The organism is Plantactinospora sp. CNZ320 (assembly GCF_002846275.1).
Genome location: NZ_PJMP01000001.1, coordinates 3,523,821 through 3,549,279 on the forward strand (window position 1 = coordinate 3,523,821; position 25,459 = coordinate 3,549,279).

Here is a 25,459-nt window from a genome sequence, read left to right on the forward strand (position 1 = left end):
TCGGGCCCCTCACTCGGGTTCCAGCCGCACCCGCCCCCGGCCGAACGCGTCGGTCCGGCCCCACCGGCCCGGGATGTCGAGCAGCTCGATCCGGCCGAGCCGCTCCGGAATCGCCGGATCGATCGTCAGGTGGTCCTGGTGCGGCCGCAGCCCGAGCAGGGTACGCAGCAAGGCCAGCGACGTCCCGGCCGACGAGCAGTGCGGCTTGCACGCCCGTGGATACTGCACCGGATACCGGGTGAGCCGGCGGTCGTAGCCGGCGAACGCCTCCGGCAGCTGGCCACCGAAATACCGGGACGCCTCGATCATCGTCACCGCCACCCGGGCGGCCTGGTCGGCGAAGCCGTACCGACGCAGGCCCATGGCGATTATCGAGTTGTCCGACGGCCAGATCGCGCCGTTGTGGTAGCCCACCGGGTTGTACCAGGCCTGGTCGTAGGCGAGGGTCCGGACGCCCCAGCCGGAGAAGAGCGGCCGGCTGAGCAGGTGGTCGGCCACCTGCTCGGCCCGGGACTCGTCCACTATGCCGCTCCAGAGCAGGTGGCCCATGTTCGAGGCGAGGGCGTCGACCTGGCCACCCTCGGCGTCGAGGGCGAGCGCGTAGTAGCCCCGGTCGGCGATCCAGAAGTCCCGGTTGAACCGGGCGCGCAGGTCGGCCGCCTCCCGCTCCAGCCGGTCCGCGTACGCCGGGTCGTTCCAGAACGTACGGGCCAGCCGGGCGGCACGGATCTTGGCGTCGTACGCGTACCCCTGTAACTCGCAGGTGGCCCGGGGCTTGCCGGGCAGCCGGCCGTCGGCGTACGTGACGGCGTTCCAGGAGTCCTTCCAGCCCTGGTTCGCCAACCCGCCGGGGCTGCGGCACTCGTACCAGACGTAGCCGTCGTCCATCAGGTTGGCGTACGTGTCGACCCAGGTGAGCGCCGACCGGACCTCGTACTCCATCAGTCGCACCGTCTCGGCGTCCCCGGTCCACCGCTCGTACTCGTCGAGCAGGATCACGAAGAGCGGCGTGCAGTCCGCCGTGCCGTAGTAGGTGGTGTACGGGGTGTCCTCGAAGCCGCCCGGTTCGCCGTACCGGATCTCGTGCAGAATCTTGCCCGGTTCCTCGTCCCGGAAGTCGTCGATCCGGCTGCCCTGCAACAGCGCGAGCACCCACAGCGCGCTGCGGGCGATCTGCGGCATGAACGGCAGGGCCTGGAAACCGGTGATCAGGCTGTGCCTGCCGAACAGCGTCATGTACCAGGGCAGCCCGGTCGCCATCACCCGCACCTGGCTGGTCAACCCGGTGTACTGCAGGGCGGCGAGGTCGATCAAACTACGCCGGTAGGCCTCCCCGAGCGTCTCGGAGTCACAGGTGAGCTTCGGTGCGAGGGCCAGCCACTCCTGCAGTTCGCGGCGCTTCTCCGGCCGGTCCTGCCGGTAGCCGCGCAGGTTCTCCCGGACGTCCCGGCCGCCGGCGCCCTGGACGGTGCCGATCGCCCGGAGGGTCGTCGACCAGGTTCCGTGCGCCCCGAGCTCGATCCGGAAGGTCAACCCGTCGGGGTCGATCTCGGCCGGCTGGCTGCTGCTGACGATCGTCTCGGCGACGTGCCTGTCCCGTTGGTGGCGCAATCGCAGCCGGCCGTCCTCGACGAACCTGGTCGCCCGCCCCGGCAGGGTTCGGGCCTCCCGGGCGTCGAAGACGTCCGCGAAGTCGGAGTCGACCTCCATCCGCAGGGTCAGCATCACCGTCTCGTCCCGGTGGTTGAGCACCGTCAACTCTTCCTCGAACGCCCCGCCGAGGGAGCGGTGCCGGATCACCGAGGTCTTCGCGTCCACGTAGTGGGTCGGCTCGCCGGGCACCAGGAAGAACCGCGACTCGAAGTACTGGAGATCGTCGGTGGAGAGCGGGTGCAGCCGCTCGCCGTCGATCGTGAGCACCCACCTGGAGAGGAAACGGGTGTCCCAGGCGAAGAGTCCGGAGGGATAGTCCGGCGACGGCTCGACGTCACCCCGGGCGTCGCTGACCACGAACGTGTTGCCGTCCAGGATGCTTACCAGCTCCTTCACGACCCGCGCCCCCGTCGCCCGGCGCCGACGCTGCCGGCGAACCGCTCCCGGACCCGCTCCCGGGGATCCCGGGTGCCCGGCGGCGACGGGAAGACCCGCCGGAACATCAGCAGCAGCGGCAGGTTGCCCCGCACGGTCACGTCGTTCCGGTTGTACGCGGCGACCACCTGGGCCTCACCCGTCGCACACCTGTCGAACAACGCCTTGTCGGTCTCGACCACTGTGTCCGCGTCGCGCAACTCGTGCGAGACCAGCACGCTGCCCCGGTTGATCGCGACGAACCAGTGGTCGACGTGGCCGTCCTGGCCGAGGTCGAACCGGATCGTTCCCCTGGCGTGCGGTGGCAGTAGGTCCGGCCCGTGCTCCTCGACCCGGCTGAAGAACTCGGCGGTCGGATCCGCCATCGGATGATGCCTCCCTTTCCAACTCGTTTGGCAGCGCGCACCCCGGCGAAGGGGTGGTCGGTCACTCCAGCAGGCGCGGCGGCGTCCGGCTGTGCTCCGCCCGGCCCCGACCGAAGGCGTCGATCAGACCCCACCGGCCCGGGATGTCCAGCAGCTCCATCCGGCCCATCCGCTCCGGCAGGGCGGGGTCCACGACCAGGTGCTCGCCGTGCGGGTCCAGGCCGAGCAGGGTCCGGATCAGCAGCATCGGGGTACCTGTCGACCACGCCTGCGGGCTGCACGCCGTCGGGTACTGCACCGGGTACTTCGTCAGCGCCCGGTCGTAGCCGGCGAACGCCTCCGGGAGCCGGCCGCCGAAGTACCGCCCCGCCTCGATCATCGCCTCGGCGATCTGGCCGGCCTCGTGCCGGAAGCCGTACCGGCGCAGGCCCCAGGCGATCAGCGAGTTGTCGAAGGGCCAGACCGTGCCGACGTGGTAGCCGATCGGGTTGTACCGGCCCTCCCCCTCGGCCAGGGTCCGCACCCCCCAGCCGGAGAAGAGCCTCGGCCCGAGCAGGTGCTCGGCCACCTTCGCGGCCCGGTCCTCGTCGACGATGCCGCTCCACAGCAGGTGACCCATGTTCGACGAGAGCGCGTCCACCTGGCCGCCCTCGGTGTCCAGGGCTAGCGCGTAGTACTCGCCGTCTTCCACCCAGAAGTCCCGGTTGAACCGCTGCTTCAGGTCCGCCGCCTCCCGCTCCAGTTGATCGGCGTAGACCGGGTCCTGCCAGACCAGCCGGGCGAGCCTGGCGCCGCGCATCTTGGCGTCGTAGGCGTAGCCCTGCAGTTCGCAGGTGGCCCGAGGAAAGGCCGGCAGCCGCCCGTCGGAGTACGAGATGCCGTCCCAGGAGTCCTTCCAGCACTGGTTCTCCAGGCCGTTGCGCAGGTTCCGCCGCTCGAACCAGATGTAGCCGTTGCCCATCAGGTCCCCGTACCTGTCGATCCAGGTAAGCGCGGCCCGGGCCTCGTGCTCCAGCGTCTCGACCAGCTCGGTGTCCCCGCTCCACCGCTCGTACTCGTCGAGCAGGATCACGAAGAGCGGGGTCGAGTCGGCCGAGCCGAAGTAGGGCGAGTGCGGCTGCTCCTCGAACGCCGTCGACTCGCCGTACCGGATCTCGTGCAGGATCTTTCCCGGCTCACGCTCCCGGAAGTCGTCCAGACTCACCCCCTGGGTGATGGCGAGATAGTTCAGGGTCGGCGCGGCCAGTTCCGGTGTGAAGGGCAGCGACTGCAGGCAGGTGATCAGGCTGTCCCGGCCGAACATCGTCATGAACCAGGGCAGGCCGGCGGCCGGCAACGGCGGCCCGGAGATCAGCGGGATGTACCGCAGCGCGGCCAGATCGGTCAGGCTGCGCTGGTACGTCTCGGTCAGCGCATCGCTGTCGCTGGAGAGCTTTGGCGCCCGGTCCAGCCAGCCGTCCAGATCCTGCCGAAGTTCCTGCGGGGAGCGGCTCTGGTGTCGCGCGATGCTGAGCCGGATGTCCCGCCCCCCGGCCCCCTCCACCAGGGTCTCCACCCGCAGCCGGGTCTGCCACTGCTGGTGCGCCCCGATCCGGAGTACGAAGGTGAGCCCGCGCTCGTCGAACTCGGCGGGCGCGCTGGAGGTGATCACCGTCTCGCGGCGGTAGGTCTCCCGCTGGTAGCAGAGGCGCAGTTGGCCGTCGTCGACGATCGCGGTGGTGGTGCCGACCTTCTCCTGGACGTCCTTGATCTCGAACAGGTCGGCGAAGTCGCTCTCGGCGTTGATCCGGACGATCAGTTCGGCCGTCTGGTCCTGGTGGTTGAGCACGGTCAGGTCCTCGACGAAGCTGCCGCCGACGGTCCGGTGCCGGATGATCGAGAGCCCGGCGTCCACGTAGTGCGTCGGCTCGCCCGGGACCAGGAAGAACTGCGACTCGAAGTACTGGAGGTCGTCGACGGAGAGCACGTTGAGCCGGTTTCCGTCGACGGTCAGTTCCCATTTGGACAGGAACCGGGTGTCGAACGAGAAGAGCCCGGTGGGGAAGGTCGGCGACGGATCGATGTCACCCCGGTTGTCGCTGACCACGAAGGTGTTTCCGTCGAGGATGCTGACAAGTGGTTTCATGACCGCTGCCCCCGCTGCCGCACCCATTCCCGTGGTTCGTGCGAGCCCGGCGGGCCGGGCACCAGGTGGTGCAGGTACCCGTAGAGGCCGAGGTTTCCCTCGACGGTGACCCGGTTACGCAGCAGCGCCGCGATCGGGTTCACCTCGCCGCTGGCGAGCCGGTTGAAGAAGTCGCGGTCGGTCCGCACCGTGCAGTCCGCCGGACGGTCCGCCTGGGTGGCGCTGACGCTGCCGGAGCTGAGCACCAGCAGCCAGACGTCGAGGCCGGTATCCGACTCGAGTTCGAAGCGAACGGTCCCACGGACCCGACTCAGCAACGGTGCCGGGGGGCGGTGGTTGAGCCCCTCGAAGAACTCCGTGGTCAGATCCATCGGCCTGTCCTCTTCTCCTCACCGACCCGCGCAGCCCGACGAGTCCGGGGACGCCGTTGTCACCCGGGCTCGTCGGGCCGGTCTCAGTTGTTCGGTTCATCGGCACTGATGTCGGCGAGCACGGACTGCGGCTCCCGCTCGACCGCCAGGTCACCGAGGGAGACCAGCCCGATCAGCCGACCCTCCTCGACCACCGGCAACCGCCGGATCCCGTACGTGCGCATCAGGTCGGCGGCGGCCACCGCGTCGTCGTACTGCGACACGGTCACCACGTCCTGGCTGAGGATCTGACTGAGTGTGGCGCTCGACGGGTTAAGCTCCTCGGCCACCCCGCGTACTGTGATGTCGCGGTCGGTGACGATACCTATCACGTCGTCCCCGTTGGTCACGATCACGTCGCCGATGGCGCTGTCCCGCATCTCCTGGGCGGCAGCGGTGAGCGTGTCGCCGCCGTCCATGGTCACCAGGCGGGTCGTCATGAACTCTCCGACGGTCGTCATCCCTGCTCCCCTCTCAAGGTCGGCCGAGGCGGTCTACCCGGGCAGACCTCGACGTAACGCCGCAGGGTCGGCTGAGGGGGTCCCGTTCGGGCAGCAGGGTGTCGTCAGGGAAGCGCTGTTGTCCCGGGCGCGCTGGATCGCCCGGGAAGTACCCGGTGGGCGGTTCTCACCGAGGGCGCACGAAGGGGCGACGGCCGGGCCGGCGACGTGCGCGGCAGTCCGGTCCGACGTGGACGGAGATCGGGCGGCGTTACCGGCCGCGCGGCGGTGCGCCGTACACCCGGTCGACCGGGAGCCGCAGCACGAGTCGGCGGTCGGCGACCATCGCCCGGCGGTAGTCGTCCCAGTCCGGGTGCTCACCCTGGACCGCCCGGTAGACGTCGATCAGCTCCTCGACCGTCGGGTCGGCCAGCTCGGCCGCCACCGGGGTCAGTTCGGCGACGCCCTCGGCGACCGCGTACGCCCAACCGTCGGCGGTGCTCACCTGGAAGCTCGCCCGGGGGTCGCGGCGCAGGTTGGCGGTCTTCGCGCGGTCGGCGGTGATGGAGACCCGGATCAACCGGCGCTCGGGGTCGTAGCAGTAGTTCACATTGGACAGTTGCGGGCGGCCGTCCCGCTTGATCGTCGCCAGTACGCCGAGCGACCCGTCCCGGATGATGCCGAGCAGCGCCTGTGTCGTCCGGTCGTCCACCACGCCCACCTCCGGAGGGAAGATCATCCAACCCTACCCGCCACTCGCCCGTCCCCGCCGTAGGAAGCCCGGCGGGGACGGGGTCGGACGTCAGCGCGACTCGCCGGCCACCAGCTCGGCGATCTGCACGGCGTTCAGCGCCGCACCCTTGCGCAGGTTGTCGTTGGAGCAGAAGAAGGCCAACCCGTGCTCGACGGTCTCGTCGGCCCGGAGCCGCCCGACGTACGTCGGGTCCTGCCCGGCCGCCAGCAGCGGGGTCGGTACGTCCGCCAGCGCCACCCCGGGCGCCCCGGTCAGCAGCTCGCGGGCCCGCTCCGGGCTCAGCGGCCGGGCGAACCTCGCGTTCACCTGCAACGAGTGCCCGGTGAAGACCGGCACCCGGACACAGGTGCCGGAGACCTTCAGCTCGGGAATCTCCAGGATCTTGCGGCTCTCGTTGCGGAGCTTCTGCTCCTCGTCGGTCTCCGCCGACCCGTCGTCGACGATCGCACCGGCCAGCGGCAGCACGTTGAAGGCGATCGGCTCGGCGTACTGCCGGGGGGCCGGGAACTCGACGGCCCGACCGTCGAAGGCGAGCGCGGCGGCACCGTCGGCGACCTTGCGGACCTGCTCGTCCAGCTCGGCGACCCCGGCCAGCCCCGAGCCGGAGACCGCCTGGTAGGTCGCCACCACCAGGCTGACCAGGCCGGCCTCGGCGTGCAGCGGGCGCAGCACCGGCATCGCCGCCATCGTGGTGCAGTTCGGGTTGGCGATGATGCCCCGGGGGCGTACGGCGGCGGCGTGCGGGTTGACCTCGGCGACCACCAGGGGCACCTCGGGATCCATCCGCCAGGCCGACGAGTTGTCGATCACCACCGCGCCGGCCTCGGCGACCCGGGGGGCGAGCGTCTTGCTCGTGCCCTTTCCGGCCGAGAAGAGCGCGATGTCCAGCCCGGCGTAGTCGGCGGTCTCCGCGTCCTCGACGGTCAGCTCACCGTCCCGCCAGGGCACGGTGCGCCCCGCCGACCGAGCCGAGGCGAAGAGCCGCAGCTCGTCCACCGGAAACTGGCGTTCGGCGAGTATCCGCAGCATCACGCCACCGACCTGCCCGGTGGCCCCCACAATCCCGATCCTCATACCGCCGAGGCTACCCAGCCGCTCGGGCGGCCGGGCAAGCCGATTACCACACCGCCCAGCATCCGGGCTCTTCCCGGCCGCCACCGGAGACCAGCACGTCGCGGACGCCGGGGTGCGACGGACCGGCCGGGCCACCCGTCCGGGGCGGCCCGGCGGGGGACGTCAACCGGCGGCGTCGACCACCTCGCCGAGCCCGGTGGCGGCCAGCTCGTCCCGGATCACCGCCGCGTCGCCCTCGATCACCAGGGTCAGCCCCTGCGGGTTCAGGTGCGTCGCCGCCGCAGCCGACACCGCCGGCTCGGCGGTCGACAGCAACTGCTCGCGCAGCGTCGAGTGGTAGTCGTCCGGCAGGTCGTGCACGACGAGCGTGGCGAGCGCACTGGCGATCGCCCGGGGAGCCTGCAACTCCACCGAGAGCTGCCCGGCCCGCCAGGCGCGGGCCACCTCCAGCTCCGACTCGGTCACCCCGGCTTCCCGGGTACGGGTGATCTCGCCCACCGCGTCGACCAGGGCCGGCGCGGTCACCGCGGTCTGCACCCCGGAGCTGACCACGAACCGACCGAACCGCCGCGAGTGGCCGAACTCGGCCCTGATCCCGTACGTGTAGCCGCGTACCTCCCGGATCAGGTGGTTCAGCCGGGAGGTGAACGCCCCGCCGAGCACCGTGGCGGCCAGCGTCATCGGCACGTGGTCCGGGTGGGCCCGGTGCGGTGCCGGGTGCCCGAGCCGCAGCGTGGACTGGACCGAGCCGGGCCGGTCGACCAGGATGATCCGCCGCTCGTCGCGGACCGGCACCTCCAGCGGCGGGCCGGCCGGCTGCACCGCACCGTCCGCCCCGGCGAACGCGGTGGTGCCGAGCGCGTCCAGGTCGATCCGGTCGAGGTCGCCGACGACCAGCAGGGTGCCGAACCGGGTCAGCCAGGCGGCGTGGAAGGCCGTGACGTCGTCGACGGTGACGGCGGCCACCGAGTCGGGATCGCCGTCCATCGGGCGGCCGTGCCGCTGGTCGGCACCGAACAGGTCGGCCCGGAGCGCGGCGTCGGCCCGTGGCCCCGGGTTGGCCCAGTACATCCGCAGCGCGGTGACCTCGTCGTCGCGTACCCGGGTGATGTCCGCCGGGTCCAGCCGCGGGGTCCGGACGGCCTCGGTCAGCAACTCCACCGCCGTCGGCAGCCGCTCGACCGGCACCTGCACGCTGACCTGGAACGCGTCCCAGTCGGTGCTGATGTTCAGCTCGGTGCCAAGCCCCTCCAGCGCCAGCGCGTACGCCGTGGAGTCGCGCCGGGTCGTCCCCTCCTCCAGCGCCTTGGCGAGTACCCCGGAAAGCCCCTCCCGGCCCAGCGGCTCGCGCCCGGCGCCGCCGTCGAGCAGCAGCACCGCGACGGCGAGGCGGTGCCCCGGCAGGTGGGCCGCGACCACCCGGCCCCCGGCCACCGTCCTGCGGACCACCGTCGGGAAGGTGTACGGCCGGGCAGGGCCGGTCGGCGGCCGTTCGGTGATCAGGATGGGACCCGGCTCGGTCATGACGCCTCTTCCTCGGTCTCCGGCAGGTAGGTCAGGGTCGCCCGGTCCTCGGGCCGGAGCAGCTCGGCGGCGAGCGCGGTCACCTGCTCCGTGGTGACCGAGAGCCAGCCCGGCAGCCGGTCGCCGGCCCGGGCCGGATCGCCGAGCTGGGTGGCGTGCCGGCCGAGGATGTCGGCCCGGCCGTCGACGCTGGCGAGCTGCCGCCACCAGGCGGTGGTGAGCAGCGCCTTGGCCCGGTCGAGTTCGGCCTCGGTCACCCCGTCGGCCAGCCCGTCCAGCACCTCGACGAGTCCCGCCTCCAACTCCTCGCCGGTGACCCCGTCCCGGGCGGTGGCGGTGACGAGCAGCGGAGCCGGCGCGTACGCCAGGTCGACGCCGAACGCGCCGACGCTGTCCGGCTGGGCGAGCCGGGCGCCGTCGGCGAGCCGCTGGTAGAGCCGGCTGCCCCGGCCGCTGCCGAGCAGCGCGGCCAGCACGGTCACCGTGTCGTAGCCGGGGCCGCCGAACGGGTGGGTCCGGTGCGCGAGGTAGATCCTCGGGGCGGGCACGTCCGCGGTGACCGTCTCCCGGACCGGCGCTCCGCTGCTCGGCACCGACGTGCCGTCCGGGGCCGGTGGGATGTCCCGCTGCGGCACCAGCCTGCCGAAGTAGCGCTCGGCAAGCGCGAAGACCTCGTCGGCCGAGGCGTCGCCGGCCACCGTCAGCACCGCGTTGTTCGGCGCGTAGTAGGTGGTGTGGAACGCCTGGAAGGTGGCCAGGTCGGCGGCGTTCAGGTCGGCCATCGAGCCGATCGTGGCGTGGTGGTAGGGGTGCCCGGGCGGATAGAGCAGCGGCAGCAGGCGCAGCCAGGCATCGCCGTACGGGACGTTCTCGTAGCGCTGCCGCCGCTCGTTCTTCACCACCTCACGCTGGTTGTCCAGGGTCTCCTGGGTCAGCGCCGGCACCAGGCCGCCCATCCGGTCGGCCTCCAGCCAGAGCGCGAGCGCCAGGTGCTCTGCGGGCAGCGTCTCGAAGTAGTTGGTCCGGTCCGGGTTGGTGGTCGCGTTCAGCGAGCCGCCAGAGCCCTGCACCAACCGCATGTGCTCGGTCTTGGCCACGTTCACCGACCCCTCGAACATCAGGTGTTCGAAGAGGTGGGCGAACCCGGTCTGACCGTCGGGTTCGTGTCGTGAGCCGACGTCGTACCAGAGGTTGACCGCGACGACGGGGGCGCTGCGATCCTCGCTGACCACCACGCGCAGGCCGTTGTCCAGCCGGGTGGTCTCGATCGGCCAGGGATAACCGGTCTCGGGCATGGCCACGACGCTATCCGATCGTCCCGCCCCGGCGGGGACAACCCCGCCGGGGGCGGGACGCGCGGTACGTCCCGGGTCGGCGGAACTCAGGTGGCCGGCAGGTCGACGGTCATCCAGATCGGCAGGTGGTCGGAGGACTCGACCGGGGAACCGGGTCGGCCGCAGGTGTGCGGCAGTCCGGCGTTGGTGAAGAGGTAGTCGACCTTGATCGTCTTGGCGTTGTCGTGCGGCTTGCTGGTGTAGTAGGTGCCCGGACCGGTACGCGGGGAGGCGGTACTCGCCTGGGCGCACTCCACGAAGGAGTCGTAGATCGGCGTCAGGCCGCCACCCGGGTAGCTCACGTTGGCCGGCGGTTGCAGGTTGAGGTCACCACCGAAGATCACCCGGAACCGGGACGGCCAGACGTACGCCTGGTAGGCGGCGACCTGCTGGGTGCGGAACGCGTACGACGGGTCGTCGCCGTTGTAGCTGAAGTGTGCGTTGCAGAGCTTCACCCACCAGGAGTCGACTGTGGCGCACATCGCCACCCGCCACTCCGCACCGTCGGCCGAGGGCAGGTAACGCGCCTCCCACCAGGTGTTCTCGTCCGGTACCGCGAGCATGATCCCGTAGTCGCCCCGGCCGCGTACGCACTGCTTGTTGGGGGAGGTCGCCGGGTCGGCGGTCTGCTTCAGCTTGATCGGCGCGAACCGGACGTCCCAGCCGTAGCCGTAGTGGTCCTCCAGTTGGTATTCGAGCGGCTTGGCGAAGGAACTGCACGCCTCCTGGATGATCGCCGCGTCCATCGGGGTGCCGTGGTTGCGCATGTGCCAGCGGATGGTCCCGATCAGCCCGTTCGGGTCCTCGTAGAACTTGCAGGCCGAGTTGTTGCCGCAGGCGTTCCAACTCATGATCTTGACCGTCCGGGCCGGTACCGCCGCGACCTCGGACGCCTCCGGCCCGGCACCGCCGGCCCCCAGTGCGGCACCGCCGGTCCCCAGTGCGGCACCGGGAAGACCCAGCGCGGCCACCGCGCCCAGCACCGCCGACGTCACCGCCAGCCGCCACCGTGTCGATCTCATCAGTGTCCCCCGTTCGATAGGCATACAGAGGATCAGAGATACACGACCGTGGGTGGCCTCTCAAGGGCACCGGACACAGTGGCGGGTTCCCGCTTCGGGCCGCCCGGAGGCTGTTCACGGGCGGTTCGGGCGCCTATCGTGCGGATCACCCGCGCGATACTTGTCGATGGACCTGGCCGGGTGGCAGGAACGCCCGCGCGACCGACCGGCGCTCGGAGTAGTCCCAGGGAGACATCGGAGCAGTCCCAAGGAGACAGAGTTGACGACCCCCTCGACACCGGCCGCCCGCCACGGCCGGCCGGCACCCCGCCGACGCCTGGCCACCCTCGCGGTGGCCGCCCTCGCCGCCGGTGTACTCCCGGTGCTGGTCACCGCCACCCCGGCCAACGCCGCGCCGGCCGGGCCGGCCAACCCGTGGACCCGGCTGGCCGACGGTTCCAGCGCCGCCCGGTCCGCCGGCCCCACCGACATCCGGGCCGAGCGGTTCACCGGGTACGCCCTGGACCGGGCGAGCCTGGCCGCCACCCTCGACCGGGCACCCGAGGAGCGCATCGGCACCGCCCCGACCCGGCCCCTGGTGGTGACGCTGCCGGCACCGGACGGCACCTTCCAGCGGTTCGCGCTCGTCGACTCACCGGTGATGGCGCCCGGCCTGGCCGCCCGGCACCCGGAGATCCGGACGTACGCCGGCCGGGGCGTCGACGATCCGACCGCGACCGTCCGGGCCGACCTCACCCCGCTGGGCTTCCACGCCTCCGTCCGGTCCGAACGCGGCGTCTGGTACGTCGACCCGTACAGCCGGTCCGACCAGGGCCGGTACGCCAGCTACCACGTGCGGGACACCACGAACCCCGACGAGCCGTTCGTCGAGCGGGAGGACGTGGCGCACGCCGCCGGGGAACTCGCCGACGACGTGGCCGCCGCCCCGGACCCGGCGGGCGGAGACGTGACGCTGCGGACGTACCGGCTGGCCCTGGTGACCGACCCCTCCTACGCCAGCTACTTCGGGGCGGCGAACGTCACCGCCGCCAAGGTGACGCTGGTGAACCGGGTGACCCAGATCTACGAGGACGAGACGGCGATCCGGTTGGTGCTCGTCGACGAGACCGAGAAGACCAACCTGAACACCCCGGCCGAGGCGACCGGGGCGAACGGGCCGTGCGGTGCGGCACCCTGCTACACGGCGGCGCAGCTCACCTCCTGTGCCGGGGCCACGCTGAACCGCAACAACATCGTGCTCGGCCAGCTCGTCGGGGCGTCGAACTACGACGTCGGGCACATCGGGCTCGGCGTCAACGGCGGCGGGATCGCCGGGCTGGGCGTGGTCGGCGGGGCGAACAAGGCGCGCGGCTGCACCGGCCTGCCGACCCCGGTCGGCGACTTCTTCGCGGTCGACTACGTCTCGCACGAGATCGGCCACCAGTTCGCCGGCAACCACACCTTCAACGGCACCCAGTGGAACTGCTCGGGCGGCAACCGCAGCGCCGCCAACTCGTACGAGCCGGGCAGCGGTTCGTCGATCATGGCGTACGCCGGCATCTGCCAGCAGGACAACCTGCAACCGCACAGCGACCCGTACTGGTCGCAGCGCAGCTACACCGAGATCACCACGTACGTCACCTCGACCCGGCCGGCCGTCAACGAGGTGCAGAACGTCTCGCTGCGCGACTTCGACACCGACGGCGACTCGTTCCGGCTGCGCTTCGGCGGTGCCGAGTCGGCGCCGATCGTCCGGGGCGGCAACTACAGCGCGGCCGGGATCAGGGCGGCGATCGAGGCGATCGACGGCTGGCCGGCCGGTGCGCTCGTCGCGATCGCGCCGTTCGGCGGCACCGGCGTGCTCGACGACACCGGCTTCCAGGTCACCTTCGCCGGTGGCCCGGTGGCAGCGGTGAACGTCGGTGCGCTCGCCGTCACCGACGCCAGCGGCGCGGACGGGTTCGTCGGCGAGACGGTCAAGGGCGGCCCGATCGACAACGGCGGCTGGCGGGTCGAGCAGACCGGCAACTCGGCACCGGTGGTGACCGCGCCGGCCGGGTACACCATTCCGGTCCGTACCCCGTTCGCGCTTACCGGCAGCGCCACCGACGCCGACGGCGACACGGTGACGTACCTCTGGGAGCAGAACGACCGGGGCGGCGTCAGCGGCGGTAGCGCCGCCGGGACGGCGCTGGTCAACAACACCAAGACCAACGGTCCGCTGTTCCGGCAGTTCGGCACGGCGGCGATCGTCAGCCCGACCGACACCCTGGAATACCACTCCCCCGGGCTGAACGCGGTCACCACCGACCCGACCCGGGTCTTCCCGGACCTGGCGCAGATCGTCGCCGGCAACACCAACGCGAAGACCGGCACCTGCCCGGCCGCACCCCCGCCGCCGGCCAGCGGCGGGGCGAGCAACGTCCCGCCGGAGGTCGTCGACTGCTACTCGGAGTTCCTGCCCACCGCCGACTGGGTCGGCTTCACCGGTGACCGGACCCTGCACTTCCGGCTCACCGCCCGGGACGGAAACCCCGGCGCGGGCGGGATCGGCAGCGCCGACACGGCGCTTCGGCTGGCGCCGGCCGCCGGCCCGTTCCTGGTCACCTCGCAGGCCGGCGCGCAGACCCTGACCGGCGGCACGGCACTGCCGGTGAGCTGGGACGTGGCCGGCACCGACGCCGCGCCGGTCGGGGTGAGCGAGGTGAAGATCTCGCTCTCCGTGGACGGCGGAAAGACCTTCGGGTACGTCCTCGCGGAGCGCACCGCCAACGACGGCGCCGAGACGGTGACCCTGCCGAACGTCGGCGCCAAGGCGGCCCGGATCAAGATCGAGGCCATCGGGAACGTCTTCTTCGACCTCAACGACGCCGACCTGGTGCTCCGGGCCGCACCGAAGGTGACCTTCGACGGTGGCGAGGTGGTGACGGTGCAGTACAGCGACCCGATCCTGCCCGAGGTGCGGGTCACCGCCACCGACCCGGACGGCGGCCCGGGGCAACTCACCGCGACCGCGACCGGGCTCCCCGCCGGCCTGACCCTCGGCGCCAGGACGCCGGAGGATCCGGACAGCGCCGGAGCACCCGCGGTCTGGGGCGTCGTCGGCAACAACCGGGCCACCCCGGGCGACTACCCGGTCACGGTGACCGTCGCCGACCAGCACGGGCAGAGCGGGACGGTCTCGTTCACCATCCGGGTGCTGCCGGAGGCGGCCGAGCTGGCCTACACCGGGGACACCCTGGTCTCCGGGTCGGGCCGGAACGCCGACGTGCTGCTCCAGGCCACCCTGCGGGAGATCTCGCCGGACTCCGGTGCCGAGCCGTGGCCGGGTGACGTCTCGACCGCGACGGTGACCTTCGCCGCCGGTGGCCGCACCCTCTGCACCGACGTACCGGCACCGCTCGGCACCGACGACTTCGGCTCGGTGGCGAGTTGCCCGGCGAGCCTGCCGACCGGCCGGCACGAGGTGACCGTCACGCTCGGCGGCAACTACGCCGGCAGCACGACGGCTCGGGTCGAGGTGACCGGGGCGGGCACCTCGGTGGTGCTCGGCGGCGGCTCGCTGACCCCGACCAGGTCGGCCGGGGCGTACCCGGTGGACGCGAAGTCCCGGGTCGACTTCGGTCTGCTTGTCGCGCAGACCCGGCTCGGCGGTACCGGTACGACGACGCTCTCCTTCCGGTCGGAGGGTCGCAGGTACGAGATCCGTGGCGTCGGGCTCGACTCGTTCGGCGTACGGTCCGACGGCGGTGTCGACCGGCTGGACCTGCGTACCCGGGCCGGCCTCTACGACGTCACCGATCCCCGTCGACAGGTGACGGTGGCCACCGGGCTGAGCCTGCGGGTCACCGGTACCGACCGAGGACCGCTCGGCGGTAGGGACAGTGTGGCGGTCACCCTGACCGAGGGCGACCGGCTGCTCCTCGCCACCGACTGGACCGGCCTGACCAGCAAGGAGATCAACCTGACCGGCGGGACGCTCCTGGTCCTCTGAGTCGCGGAGAGGGCCTCTTCCCGTCGGCACGTACGGCGGGAAGAGGCCCTTCTCCGTCCCATGCGCACGGCGCTCGACCAGCCGGGTACGGCGCAGCTGGCGCTCTGGTGGAACCAGACACGACCGCTGGCGGTCCAACCCGACATGCGCGCGGTCGTCTCCCTCGGCTCTGTCCTGTTGGGCCTGTTCGTCGGCGCTCTCATCCTGCGTTCCGGCTGGGAACTGCCGGTGCAGACCTCATGCTCAGGCGACGTCTGCGTGTCACGGTCGTGGTTCGACGTCGACTGGGACCGGGTCAACTGGGAGTTGAAGCCGACCAGGATCGCCTGCTTCGAGGCCAACCCGGCCGACCACGATGTCCTGATCGGGCCCGGCGACGAATGCGTACGGTCCCGTGGCGACGTCATCGAAGAGCGGGCCGGGTACGAGGAACTACGTGCGGAGATCCAGCAACGGCGCGTCCGGGCACTCGCCTTCGCCGGCGCCGCGATCGTGCTGCCACCGATCCTCGTCGGGGTGTGGTGGCGGGTTCGCCGCAGGCCGGCACCGACGGCACCCGGAGTCCAGGCGCGCGGTTGAGCCCCTACGGTGACGGTCAGAGTCTCACATCCGGGCTCGCAACACGTCGAACTCGCAGCCGGGCATTGACGGGTCGAAGCCGTGCTCGACCAGCCAGCGGGCCGCCACCAGGCTTCGCCACGACCACCACCCACGGATCACGTCAAGGTCGACATCGGTGCCGTAGCCGGCGACCACATCATCAAGGTGCTCCTCGTGCCCGAGGGTCAGGACGGCGATGTCGTACAGGGCGTCACCCCGGGCCGCCTCGGACCAGTCGATCACACCGGTGATCGTGTCGCCGTCGACGAACACGTGGGTGAGTTGCAGGTCGCCGTGCACGAACACCGGTTGCCAGGGCCGCAGCGCAGCCTCGGCAACCTGGCGGTTGCGGGTGACCACGTCGGCGGGAAGGACACCACTCCTGACCAGCCATTCGCATTCGCCGTCGAGCCGCGATGCGAGTTCGTCGAGGCGCCGACCGGGCCATGGCGGCAGGGGCGCGTCGTGCAGCGTCCGCACGGCTGCACCCGCCGCGACCCACGCCGCCGACGAGGCGGGCGACGGCTCACCGAGGATGCCCAGTGCCGTGCCCGGAACGGCGGCCAGCGCGAGCACGGGCGGCTGACGCCACAGGACCTGCGGAGTCGGTACCGGCGCCAGAGCCATCGCCTCGACCTCTACGTCGATGCGCGACTGGTCAGAGTCGATCTTGAGGAACATGTCGCCGACGCGCAGGGTCACCCGCTCGTCATGGGCGACGACGACCTCGACCTCTTCCACGTCGGCCATTATCGCGAAATGATCATCGCCGCCGTTCCGATTTATCGGGTACGAATCGCGGGCGCCGCACGGCGCACCAGATGCCCCAGCCCGAAGGTCGGTGCGTCAGCCGGCCAGGTCAGGAAAGGGCGGGATACCTTACCGGCGTTGCCTCGAACAGTGCGGTACCCCGAAACCTACGGTGCCTCGAACCGCGTGACCGGAGGAGTCGATGCTGGAGATGACAGCGGGACGGCCGACGCCGAGCCAGGATGACGTGCTTGGATATTTTCGGACGTTGTCCAACTGGGGCCGGTGGGGCGACGACGACGAACTCGGAACGCTGAACCACATCACCGAGGACGTACGGCTGGCGGCGGCGCGGGCGGTACGCCACGGCAGGAGCGTGTCGTGCGGGTGGGAGGTCGCCGTACCGAAGGACATGGAGCGGTCGACGACGACGTGCCCGTGCGCCGCCGACATGCCGGGCGCCGAGAACATGCCCGCGGCCTTCCACGCCGACCGGCGCTGGGGCTTCTCGTCCGAGCGGCTCGGCATCACGTTCCACGGCAACACCATCACCCACGTCGACTCACCGTGCCACATCTTCTGGGACGGCCAGATGTACAACGGGCGGTCGCACTCGGCTGTCGACGTCACAACGGGATCGGCGTGGGGGGCGGTCACGGCGGCGGCGAACGGGATCATCACGCGCGGTGTCCTGCTGGACATCGCGAGGGTCCGCGATGTGCCGTGGTTGGAGCCGGGGCAGGGTGTGTTTCCCGAGGATCTGGAGGATGCGGAGCGCCGCCAGGGCGTGCGGGTGCGATCCGGCGACGCGGTACTCCTGCGGACCGGCTACGGCCGCGCCCGGCACGAGGCCGGCGAGGCCGGCGGTTTCACCCAGGCCGGCTGGCACGCGTCCTGCCTGCCCTGGCTGCACGAACGGCAGGTCGCGCTGATCGGCGCCGACACACCGCAGGACGTTCAGCCATCGGGGTACGAGGACCTGTTGATGCCGGTGCACGCCGTCAGCCTCGTCGCGATGGGTCTGTGGCTGCTCGACAACTGCGATCTGGAGATGTGCGCGGCAACGGCTGCCGAACTCGGCCAGTGGGACTTCCATCTGACGGTGGCGCCGATCCGCTTCGCCGGTACCTCCGGCAGCCCGGTCAACCCGATCGCCACGTTCTGAACCCCCGCAGGAGTTCGGTCGCGGTCAGTTGCGGCTGGCGTACAGGTACACGGTGACGGCGTCTGGCGCGTCGAGGTTGACCAGGAGGGCTCGGTAGGTGCCGTCCGCGGTGGGTTGCTCCTCGTCGAGGCCGGAGACGGTCTTGGCGGTTTCGGGGTCCCACAGGTTGCCGCCACCGACGTTGTGCTTGGCGTCGACCGCCCGCAGCCCTGGTACCAGCGCCGTGCTGAACTTCGCCGCGGCGACGAAGGCGTCGAGTTCGGTACGTGGCATCCGGAACTTCGCCGCGAGCCGGGTTTCCAGGCCGTTGCTGTACGCGGCGCCGAGTAGCACGGTGCCGGGCGGCAGGGTCACGTGCGCGACCGCCTCCACCTGGGCCGCGGTGGCGACCTCCGGGCTGGACTGCACCGGGAGCAGGTCGATGTCCCTACCGCTGTTGGAGGACCCCACGACACCGCCGACGGAGAGCCCCACGACACCGCACGCGATAAGCGACAGGAGCAGACTCACTGACGCAAGCACGAGCGCGACCGTGCCGGACCGGTTACGCGTCCTCGGCACAGCGGTTTCGATCATGGCGCACATGATACGAGCCCTTCGAAAGGCGGCAGAAAGCCTGTGAGCTGGGAGTTCGTCAGCGCTCGGATCCGGCGAACGGCGCGGGGCGGTGAAAGAGCCGGAGCAGGCGGGCGGCGACCTCGCCGTCACCTCGGATGGTGACCTCGGCGGCATGCGGTGACGCGCCGCCGAAGATGAGTGAGCGGAACACAGTGACGCTGGTTTCGATCACCAGATCGGGATCGGCACCGCTGGCGCGCGCCACGTCGAACCGTCCATTGTCGACGGTGAGGAACAGCGTGTCGCCGTCGAGACTTAGCCGGCACCGCACGGCGAGGTCGCCTGCCGTGGCCGGGTCGAACGTGGTCTTCATCGCCATGGCCAGCGCGTCGACGCTCAGCTCTGCTGACGATGTCAGCGGGCTCCGGCTGCCCCACCTGGCCAGTTGCAGCAGCGCGGGTTCGAGGTCGCGTCCCCGTTCGGTCAGCTCGTAGACCCACGCGCTCGTCGGCGGACCGAGACGTCGCCGATGGATCACCTGCGCCTCCTCCAGCTCGACGAGTCGGGAGGTGAGCATGCTCTGGCTGGCGCCGGGCAGGCCGCGCCGCAGGTCGGTGAAGCGCTTCGGCCCGAGCAGCAACTCCCGGACGACCAGCAACGCCCAGCGGTCGCCGACCAGGTTGAGCGCCCGAGCCAGACCGCAGGGGTCGTCATATGCCCTCGCCACCGACTCATCGTATCGCTATCACACTTGGCAGTGCTAAATTCGCACCGTGACAACCTACATTCTCATCCCCGGCGCCGGTGGCGCGGCCTGGTACTGGCACCGGCTCGTTCCCCTGCTCCAGCAGCGCGGCCACGAAGCGATCGCCGTCGAGTTGCCGGCCGGAGACGACAGTGCGGGACTCCAGGAGTACGCGGACACGGTGGTGGGCGCGGCAGGTCAACGGGAAGACCTGGTGTTGGTGGCTCAGTCGATGGGCGGTCTGACCGCGCCGCTGGTCTGTGCCCGCTTGCCGGTCTCCCGACTGGTACTTGTCAACGCGATGATTCCGGCGCCCGGTGAGACCGCCCAGGATTGGTGGACCAACACCGGCCAGGACCAGGCCCGCCGAGAGTGCGACCTACGCGAGGGCCGTTCCCCCGACGGGCCGTTCGATCCGCTGGTGTACTTCTTCCACGACGTACCGGAGGAGATCACCAAGGAGGCCATGGCGGGCGAGCCACCACAGTCCGGTACGCCGTTCGGGCAGCCCTGGCCGCTGGACGCGTGGCCGGACGTACCAACCGAGGTGCTGAGCAGCCGCGAGGACCGACTGTTCCCGGTCGACTTCCAGATCCGGACAGCCCAGCAGCGCCTTGGCCTCACGCCCGAGACCCTGCCCGGCGGCCACCTGGTGGCACTCAGCCAGCCCGAGGCACTGGCCGCCGCGTTGGAACGCCCTACTGCTTGAAGTACTCCGACATCAGGCGGCTGACCCATTCCGGCTGCTTGACGTTCGCCGGTAGGAACTCCGCCATCGCCGGCTTCAGGTCGACAACCGGGGTACCCGAGATCGCGTCGAGCCCCAGCACCGTCAGTTCGCGGCCGTGGACGGATTCGATGGCGCAGTAGGTCGATCCGATGCGGTTCGGCCTGCGGGGTCCCCGGCCGGCGAACACGCCGACCGGCGGGAGGTCGGACCGCCCGCGATTGGGCCGGGGCTCGCGGTGATCGCCGTGCTCGGGAAACTGGTCGAAGACGAAGAGGACCTCCACGTGGGAGAAGTCCTCCAGACCCTGGAGGCACCTGTCACCGAAGCGCTCGTCGATGACGATCGTGCTGCGTACGGCACCCCAGTTGTCCGTGTCCTGAACGTCCGTCCTGTCGTTCCGGACGGTACCGATGGGGATGATCTCGAAGCTTGGCATGATTCCCTTCCGGAGGATCCGTAGTACTGCGGCGCGGTGACCGGTCACCCGACGAGCAGGAGCACGCTGATCACCAGCATCACCATGGCGGTGGCCCCGTGTACGCCGTACGCGGTCGCCTTGGGCCCGTTGCTGCGCAACACGATCAGTGCGTCGCCGACGGGTATGACGGCTGCGGCCAGCATGAACCAACCCAACAGGTGTGGTGTCGCTCCCGCCAGCAGGATGAAGATGAAGAGCCCCGAGGCGATGTCCCGCACCGCCTTGACCGACAACCAGGCCCGGAAGGTCGGATCCTCGGTCGGCGTACCCGGGATGCCGAAACCCGCCGCGGCCTGCGGCGCCCTGAACGCCCGCGCACCGATCAGGATGATGCCTGCGCCGATCAGCCCGGCGAGCACTTCGGCGACGATGACGAGCATGGTGTCCCCCTGGGCTACTACGAGAACCTAGCGGCGCTAGATTCTGTAGCGACGATAAGCTATCAGCGAAAGCATGTCTAGCGCTGCTAGGATCTGGTCATGTCCGCCATCAGCGAGCGCCGCGAGCGGGAACGTGCCCACCGGCACCAGATGATCATCACGGCCGCACGTGAACTCGCCGAGGCCGAAGGCTGGGAGGCGGTGACGACACGACGGCTGGCTGAACGGGTGGAGTACAGCCAGCCGGTGCTGTACAGCCACTTCAACGGCAAGGACGCCATCGTCAGCGCCGTCGCCCTGGACGGATTCGGCGAACTCGCCGGGCATCTGCGCCGCGCCCGGGAGGCAACTCCCGAGCCCGGCCAGGCCCTGCGGGCCGTCTGCGGCGCCTACCTGGAGTTCGCGAGTGAGCGGCCAGCCCTCTACCAGGCCATGTTCATCCTTCCCACGGATCTGAAGTTCGCCAGCGCCGAGACGCCGGTTCCGCTGCGGGCCTGTTTCGACGAGTTCGTCGACTGCTTCCCGCCGGACAACAAGCGACGCGAACTCTTCGCCGAAGTCGTCTGGAGCGCCCTGCACGGCATCGCCGTGCTGTCCGACAGCGGCCGCATCCCCCGCGCCGGCCAGGAGGAACGGATCGACTTCCTCGTCACCCAGATCGCGAGCACCAGGTGAACCAACTCGGGGCGGGCATCGGGTGATGGGGGCGGTCGGTCAGCGACGGCGGGGTACCCAGTGCAGGAAACGACCAGCGAGCAGCGCGGGGTGCACCTCAGGCAACTCTTGCAGCGCGCGGGCGAGGTGGCTGCCGAGGTACACCAGCAGGCCCACCCGATCACCCCGAAACCCGGCCAGCAGCGCGAGCCGCGCGTCCTGGCACGGCCAGTCGGCGCCGCAGAACCGGCACCGGTAGGACGGATGCGCCGGCACGTGCCGTCGCCAACGCTCCTCGCGACCGATCATCGCCGCCCCGATCGGGCTCTCTCGGCTCCTCGCGCCCGCGCGGGCTGCCCGGGGGTGAGCGCGCCAACCCGGCCTGTCTGGTGGCGTCCGGACGGCGAGTTCCACAGTGGATCGCGGGTGTTCCGGGTCCGGGTCCGCGCGAGCGGCGGCACCTTCGGCGCGTACGGCATCGGGGTCGGCTCGATCGAGTCCGGACACCGCCAGCGGTAACCGCATCGGCAGTACCGCCAGAGGCGGCGCCAGTCCCGCCGATGCCGCGCCGCCGAGCCGACCAGGAAATCGATCAGCAGTTGGTGGACCCTCCTCATCACATACCTCCTCGGGTGGTTGGTGGGAGCCGATCTCAGTGGGGAGAGAGCTGAGACCGGCTCCCGGTGCGAGTTCCACCCGGGCGCTTGACGGTCACCGAGCGGTCCTGCTGCTGCCACTCTCGGTGCCCCCACAACAACCATGCAACGGTCTAAGCTGATGCATCCCTCGCCAGTCGCCCCTTCTTCACAATCCACCGGAAACAGTCCCAGGATCGATCGACTTATTGCTTCAATCTGAGACAGGAGGTCCGGCGATGACGGATGCGGGATCGTCCATACCGCGCAGGCAACTCGGCCGAATCCTGCGGCAGGCTCGCGAACAGGCCGGGCTCTCCCTGGAGGCCGCCGGGGCCGATCTCGAATGGTCGCGTTCCACGATGTACCGGGTCGAGGGTGGCCAGGCGGCAGTCAAGGCCCGGGACGTCGAGGCGATGTGCCGGCTCTACGGCACCTCCGGCGAGATGACGGAGGTGCTGAAGAAGCTCGCCGCCGAGAGCAAGGCCAAGGGGTGGTGGCACGCCTACGGCGACACCCTGCCCGCCTGGTTCGAGCTGTACGTCGGCCTGGAGGCGGCAGCCTCACGCCTCCGACACTGGGAACCCGCCGCAATACCCGGCCTGCTCCAGACGAGGGAGTACGCCGAACATCTGCTGCGGTCGCATCCGGACATCCCGCCCCGTGAGGTCGGCCGGCTGGTCGAAATCCGAATGGAGCGCCAGAAGATCTTGACGCGGAAGAAACCGGATCCTCCGCGCCTGGAGGTCATCGTGGACGAGGGGGTGCTGCGCAGGGAGGCCCAGGGCATGGCGCGCCAGCTTGCCCACCTGCACGACCAGGCGACCAACGGGGTGGCGAGCGTCCGGGTCGTCCCGAGGGCCGCCGCGCCGAGCTTCGCGCTGACCGGCGGCCAGTTCATCATCCTGGAGTTTCCCCCGCTCGGGATCAGGACTCCCGAGCCCACCACCGTCTACAGCGAGCTGCTGACCGGCGCTCTCTACCTCGACAAGCCGGCGGAGGTTGCGGCGTACGCTAAGGCATGGATGGCGCTCGAAGCGGTTGCCCTCGATCCGTCCGAGTCGGCCGACCTGATGGCCATGATCGGCAAGGAGATGCGCGATGACTGACCAGTCCAGCGCGAAGTGGCACAAGTCCAGCCGGAGCAACGGCTCGGGCGGTGCCTGCGTGGAGGTCGCCGACAACCTTTCCGGCGTCGTACTCGTCCGGGACACCAAGGACCGCCAGGGTGGCACCCTGACCTTCGCCCCCGCACCCTGGCGAGCCTTCGTCGACTTCGCCAAGCAGACCCCGACCGGCTGACCCGCCGGCGTACTCGCCCGGCCCACCTCGGGCCACACCGGCAGGAAGAATGATCGGCAAGGAGATGCGCGATGACTGACCAGTCCAGCGCGAAGTGGCACAAGTCCAGCCGGAGCAACGGCTCGGGCGGCGAGTGCGTGGAGGTCGCCGACAACCTCACCGGCGTCGTACTCGTCCGGGACACCAAGGACCGCGAAGGTGGCACCCTGACCTTCGCCCCCGCACCCTGGCGAGCCTTCGTCGACTTCGCCAAGCAGACCCCGACCGGCTGACCCGCCGGCGTACTCGTCCGGCCCACCTCGGGCCACACCGGCAGGAAGAATGATCGGCAAGGAGATGCGCGATGACTGACCAGTCCAGCGCGAAGTGGCACAAGTCCAGCCGGAGCAACGGGGCCGGCGGGCAGTGCGTCGAAGTCGCCGACAACCTGTCCGGCGTCGTACTCGTCCGGGACACCAAGGACCGCGAAGGTGGCACCCTGACCTTCGCCCCCGCACCCTGGCAAGCCTTCGTCGACTTCGCCAAGCAGACCCCGACCCGTTGAGATGGGCCGGCGTTGGACGGTGCGACCCGAGCGCAATGTGTCTGCGGCGGAGACTGTCGAGCTGCCCCGCTTGTGCTCCCGGCCCCCCAGGCGCGGTTCGGAGCCGATCCGAGGCGCATCGAGGGGCCGGCTTGAGAAGCTCTCGTGATGCTTTCATGTGTCACGGTTGCACCGGCCAACTGCTCGTCCATTGTGGCCGGGTGCCGCATGCGCGTTGCCACCCTCGGACCTGACCAATGCCCAGTGGGCGCTGATCGAGCCGCTGCTGCTGCCGACGAAGACCGGGCGGGCGACCGGAAAAGCATCGCCGTCGCGATCCCCCTACGTGGCGCGGACCGGCTACTCGTGGCGGCAGTCGCCGGTTGGCTTCCCGCCCTGCCAGACGGTGTACTGGTACTTCGGTCAGTGGGAGGGTGACAACCTCACCGAGCGGATGCGGGCAGTACTGCGCAGGCCGCTCCACGCTGTCGGAGGCCGCACCGCCGGTCGGCTGCTAGCCTGCCGGGCTGATGACACGACGATTCGGTAATCGGAGCACTTTCGCCGTCGAGGTCGGCGAGCCCCTGTCTCCCAACCTTCGCGTCGTCGATCTGTGGGCGGCGGGCAAAATACTGACGGTCCATGACAACGTGGCCTACGTACCGTCCTTCCATCACTACATGCGCACTGCCTCCGCACAGATACGGCAGCGCGAGATTCGACCCTGCCCCTTCCCGGAACGGTCACCGGAGGAGATCTTTCGTCGGCTTGAGGCCGACGAGACAGAATTCCGCGAGCGGTACTGGTTCATGCAGTGGAGCGAGATCGGCGACAACGTGTCGCGCTACGCATACCTCGACGATGACCTGGTGATCGTCTTCGCGTTCCGGCGAGCCGACCATCCCTTCCCCGAAGACGTGGGCAAGGTCTTCGTCGCCACAATCCCACCAGACGACCTCGCGGCCACCCTGGACCAGGCGGCTGACCTGCTAGACGACGAGCCGGTCGGCTGAGGCTCGTGGGCACAAACGGGACAGCTCTACAGTCTCGACCACAGGGGTTCCCCAGGAGGCCGGGCAGCGGGACAGGCGACGCCAGGTCCGTCCCGCTCCGTCGACGGAGCCGGCCGGGCAACGGAGCCGGCCGGGCAACGGAGCCGGCAAACTCGCCCCCGTCCCGCTACGACATGCCGGGCCTCGCCCTTGAGGGATGACCGGCTCCCGATCGGGTACCAGACCGGGATGAACGGCTCGACACTCGCCAAGACCGGACTGGCCACCGCGCTGACCGCCGCCGCCGGCTCGCTCGCCACCGACCCCGATTCTGCCTGGTACCGGTCGCTGGACAAGCCGGCCTGGCAACCGCCTCCGGCGGCGTTCCCTGCCGTCTGGACCCCGCTCTACGCCTCGATCGCGATCGCCGCCGCCCGTGCCCTCGACGCCAGCACCAGCGCCACGCAGCGCAGCAGGTTCCGGCGGACGTACGCGATCAATCTGGCCCTGAACGCCGGCTGGAACGCGCTCTTCTTCCGGGCCCGCCGGCCACGCCTCGCCCTGGCCGAGCTGGTCCTGCTGAACGCGGCCAACGCCGCCCTGTTGCACCGCGCCTGGCGGGCGGACCGGGTGGCCGGGGCTGCGCTGCTGCCCTACCTGGCCTGGACCGGCTTCGCCACCGCGCTGAACGCCACCATCGCCGCCCGCAACCCGGGCCGCTGACGTACCAGCAGGTGGGCGGCAGGGTCCGGTCGGGCCTGGCATCGGGTATGGTTCCCTGCGTGACGCGTTCGTATCGATGGTTTAGTCAGCCGGCTCAGGAGCCGGTGACTCAGCC

The 25,459-nt window shown here is 70.5% G+C and carries 29 protein-coding genes; 13 read left to right on the plus strand and 16 right to left on the minus strand.

Annotated elements, in window-relative coordinates:
- Positions 1-9: 9 nt before the first annotated feature.
- The 10 genes from CLT71_RS15430 to CLT71_RS15475 form a co-directional block, all read right to left on the minus strand.
- Positions 10-2,049 (minus strand): glycogen debranching N-terminal domain-containing protein, encoded by a 2,040-nt coding sequence (locus CLT71_RS15430; RefSeq protein WP_101367723.1) that lies wholly within the window; start codon positions 2,047-2,049, stop codon positions 10-12.
- Positions 2,046-2,453, minus strand: coding sequence for an SCP2 sterol-binding domain-containing protein (locus tag CLT71_RS15435; protein WP_101367724.1), 408 nt, complete (start codon positions 2,451-2,453; stop codon positions 2,046-2,048). The genes CLT71_RS15430 and CLT71_RS15435 overlap by 4 nt, the downstream gene beginning before the upstream one ends.
- A gap of 61 nt (positions 2,454-2,514) precedes the next feature.
- Positions 2,515-4,578 carry a glycogen debranching N-terminal domain-containing protein gene (locus CLT71_RS15440; RefSeq protein ID WP_101367725.1) on the minus strand — a complete coding sequence of 688 codons (2,064 nt, stop codon included), beginning with the start codon at positions 4,576-4,578 and terminating at the stop codon, positions 2,515-2,517.
- Entirely contained in the window at positions 4,575-4,949 is a 375-nt protein-coding gene (locus CLT71_RS15445; RefSeq protein WP_101367726.1) for an SCP2 sterol-binding domain-containing protein, read from the minus strand. The genes CLT71_RS15440 and CLT71_RS15445 overlap by 4 nt, the downstream gene beginning before the upstream one ends.
- Positions 4,950-5,032: 83 nt before the next feature.
- Complete coding sequence (locus tag CLT71_RS15450) at positions 5,033-5,449, minus strand: CBS domain-containing protein (protein WP_101367727.1); 417 nt, start codon at positions 5,447-5,449, stop codon at positions 5,033-5,035.
- Between the two features lie 250 nt (positions 5,450-5,699).
- Positions 5,700-6,167 carry a PPOX class F420-dependent oxidoreductase gene (locus CLT71_RS15455; protein WP_101367728.1) on the minus strand — a complete coding sequence of 156 codons (468 nt, stop codon included), beginning with the start codon at positions 6,165-6,167 and terminating at the stop codon, positions 5,700-5,702.
- A 63-nt stretch (positions 6,168-6,230) separates the two neighbouring features.
- Positions 6,231-7,256 (minus strand): aspartate-semialdehyde dehydrogenase, encoded by a 1,026-nt coding sequence (locus CLT71_RS15460; protein WP_101367729.1) that lies wholly within the window; start codon positions 7,254-7,256, stop codon positions 6,231-6,233.
- Positions 7,257-7,418: 162 nt separating this feature from the next.
- Entirely contained in the window at positions 7,419-8,780 is a 1,362-nt protein-coding gene (locus CLT71_RS15465) for a M16 family metallopeptidase (protein ID WP_101367730.1), read from the minus strand.
- Complete coding sequence (locus tag CLT71_RS15470) at positions 8,777-10,075, minus strand: M16 family metallopeptidase (RefSeq protein WP_101367731.1); 1,299 nt, start codon at positions 10,073-10,075, stop codon at positions 8,777-8,779. Before CLT71_RS15470 ends, CLT71_RS15465 begins: the two co-directional genes overlap by 4 nt.
- 86 nt (positions 10,076-10,161) lie before the next feature.
- Positions 10,162-11,136, minus strand: coding sequence for an endonuclease/exonuclease/phosphatase family protein (locus tag CLT71_RS15475; RefSeq protein WP_101367732.1), 975 nt, complete (start codon positions 11,134-11,136; stop codon positions 10,162-10,164).
- Positions 11,137-11,395: 259 nt separating this feature from the next.
- On the opposite strand from CLT71_RS15475, the gene CLT71_RS15480 reads away from it, so the two are divergent.
- Together CLT71_RS15480 and CLT71_RS15485 are read left to right on the plus strand one after the other, a co-directional pair.
- Positions 11,396-15,109 carry a reprolysin-like metallopeptidase gene (locus CLT71_RS15480; RefSeq protein ID WP_486483278.1) on the plus strand — a complete coding sequence of 1,238 codons (3,714 nt, stop codon included), beginning with the start codon at positions 11,396-11,398 and terminating at the stop codon, positions 15,107-15,109.
- A gap of 60 nt (positions 15,110-15,169) precedes the next feature.
- The gene (locus tag CLT71_RS15485; RefSeq protein WP_101367734.1) at positions 15,170-15,688 is read left to right on the plus strand and encodes a hypothetical protein; all 519 of its coding nucleotides are present in this window, start codon (positions 15,170-15,172) and stop codon (positions 15,686-15,688) included.
- 24 nt (positions 15,689-15,712) lie between these two features.
- Here CLT71_RS15485 and CLT71_RS15490 read toward each other — a convergent pair whose 3' ends face one another.
- Entirely contained in the window at positions 15,713-16,459 is a 747-nt protein-coding gene (locus CLT71_RS15490) for an aminoglycoside phosphotransferase family protein (protein ID WP_199187607.1), read from the minus strand.
- A gap of 202 nt (positions 16,460-16,661) precedes the next feature.
- Between CLT71_RS15490 and CLT71_RS15495 the strand changes: the two genes are divergently transcribed.
- Positions 16,662-17,624, plus strand: coding sequence for a cyclase family protein (locus tag CLT71_RS15495; protein WP_486483279.1), 963 nt, complete (start codon positions 16,662-16,664; stop codon positions 17,622-17,624).
- Between the two features lie 24 nt (positions 17,625-17,648).
- Here CLT71_RS15495 and CLT71_RS15500 read toward each other — a convergent pair whose 3' ends face one another.
- Complete coding sequence (locus tag CLT71_RS15500; RefSeq protein ID WP_143743486.1) at positions 17,649-18,200, minus strand: hypothetical protein; 552 nt, start codon at positions 18,198-18,200, stop codon at positions 17,649-17,651.
- A 58-nt stretch (positions 18,201-18,258) separates the two neighbouring features.
- Positions 18,259-18,909 carry a transcriptional regulator gene (locus CLT71_RS15505; protein ID WP_199187608.1) on the minus strand — a complete coding sequence of 217 codons (651 nt, stop codon included), beginning with the start codon at positions 18,907-18,909 and terminating at the stop codon, positions 18,259-18,261.
- 46 nt (positions 18,910-18,955) lie between these two features.
- Between CLT71_RS15505 and CLT71_RS15510 the strand changes: the two genes are divergently transcribed.
- Entirely contained in the window at positions 18,956-19,636 is a 681-nt protein-coding gene (locus tag CLT71_RS15510; RefSeq protein WP_101367736.1) for an alpha/beta hydrolase, read from the plus strand.
- Here the strand turns inward: CLT71_RS15510 and CLT71_RS15515 are convergent.
- Both CLT71_RS15515 and CLT71_RS15520 read right to left on the minus strand, forming a co-directional pair.
- A complete protein-coding gene (locus CLT71_RS15515) occupies positions 19,626-20,093 on the minus strand; it encodes an SAM-dependent methyltransferase (RefSeq protein ID WP_101367737.1) in 468 nt (155 codons plus the stop codon). The two genes, CLT71_RS15510 and CLT71_RS15515, sit on opposite strands and share 11 nt — an antisense overlap.
- 44 nt (positions 20,094-20,137) lie before the next feature.
- A complete protein-coding gene (locus CLT71_RS15520) occupies positions 20,138-20,515 on the minus strand; it encodes a DUF4267 domain-containing protein (protein WP_101367738.1) in 378 nt (125 codons plus the stop codon).
- 99 nt (positions 20,516-20,614) lie between these two features.
- Here CLT71_RS15520 and CLT71_RS15525 point away from each other — a divergent pair, with 99 nt between their 5' ends.
- The gene (locus CLT71_RS15525; protein WP_101367739.1) at positions 20,615-21,190 is read left to right on the plus strand and encodes a TetR/AcrR family transcriptional regulator; all 576 of its coding nucleotides are present in this window, start codon (positions 20,615-20,617) and stop codon (positions 21,188-21,190) included.
- Between the two features lie 39 nt (positions 21,191-21,229).
- Here CLT71_RS15525 and CLT71_RS15530 read toward each other — a convergent pair whose 3' ends face one another.
- Positions 21,230-21,478 (minus strand): M14 family metallopeptidase, encoded by a 249-nt coding sequence (locus tag CLT71_RS15530; RefSeq protein ID WP_101367740.1) that lies wholly within the window; start codon positions 21,476-21,478, stop codon positions 21,230-21,232.
- Between the two features lie 54 nt (positions 21,479-21,532).
- Here CLT71_RS15530 and CLT71_RS37020 point away from each other — a divergent pair, with 54 nt between their 5' ends.
- The 8 genes from CLT71_RS37020 to CLT71_RS15565 all read left to right on the plus strand — a co-directional run bounded on the left by CLT71_RS37020 (position 21,533) and on the right by CLT71_RS15565 (position 25,344).
- Positions 21,533-21,688, plus strand: coding sequence for a hypothetical protein (locus CLT71_RS37020; RefSeq protein ID WP_158242243.1), 156 nt, complete (start codon positions 21,533-21,535; stop codon positions 21,686-21,688).
- A 355-nt stretch (positions 21,689-22,043) separates the two neighbouring features.
- Positions 22,044-22,913, plus strand: a complete 870-nt coding sequence (locus tag CLT71_RS15535; RefSeq protein WP_101367741.1) for a Scr1 family TA system antitoxin-like transcriptional regulator — start codon at positions 22,044-22,046, stop codon at positions 22,911-22,913.
- Positions 22,906-23,106, plus strand: coding sequence for a DUF397 domain-containing protein (locus CLT71_RS15540; protein ID WP_101367742.1), 201 nt, complete (start codon positions 22,906-22,908; stop codon positions 23,104-23,106). The genes CLT71_RS15535 and CLT71_RS15540 overlap by 8 nt, the downstream gene beginning before the upstream one ends.
- A 71-nt stretch (positions 23,107-23,177) precedes the next feature.
- Positions 23,178-23,378: a DUF397 domain-containing protein gene (locus tag CLT71_RS15545; RefSeq protein ID WP_101367743.1), complete on the plus strand. Its 201-nt coding sequence runs from the start codon at positions 23,178-23,180 to the stop codon at positions 23,376-23,378.
- A 71-nt stretch (positions 23,379-23,449) separates the two neighbouring features.
- A complete protein-coding gene (locus CLT71_RS15550; protein ID WP_101367744.1) occupies positions 23,450-23,650 on the plus strand; it encodes a DUF397 domain-containing protein in 201 nt (66 codons plus the stop codon).
- Between the two features lie 157 nt (positions 23,651-23,807).
- Positions 23,808-24,179, plus strand: coding sequence for a transposase (locus CLT71_RS15555; RefSeq protein ID WP_101367745.1), 372 nt, complete (start codon positions 23,808-23,810; stop codon positions 24,177-24,179).
- The gene (locus CLT71_RS15560) at positions 24,160-24,642 is read left to right on the plus strand and encodes a hypothetical protein (protein WP_101367746.1); all 483 of its coding nucleotides are present in this window, start codon (positions 24,160-24,162) and stop codon (positions 24,640-24,642) included. Before CLT71_RS15555 ends, CLT71_RS15560 begins: the two co-directional genes overlap by 20 nt.
- 228 nt (positions 24,643-24,870) lie before the next feature.
- Positions 24,871-25,344: a TspO/MBR family protein gene (locus CLT71_RS15565; RefSeq protein ID WP_101367747.1), complete on the plus strand. Its 474-nt coding sequence runs from the start codon at positions 24,871-24,873 to the stop codon at positions 25,342-25,344.
- Positions 25,345-25,459: the final 115 nt, after the last annotated feature.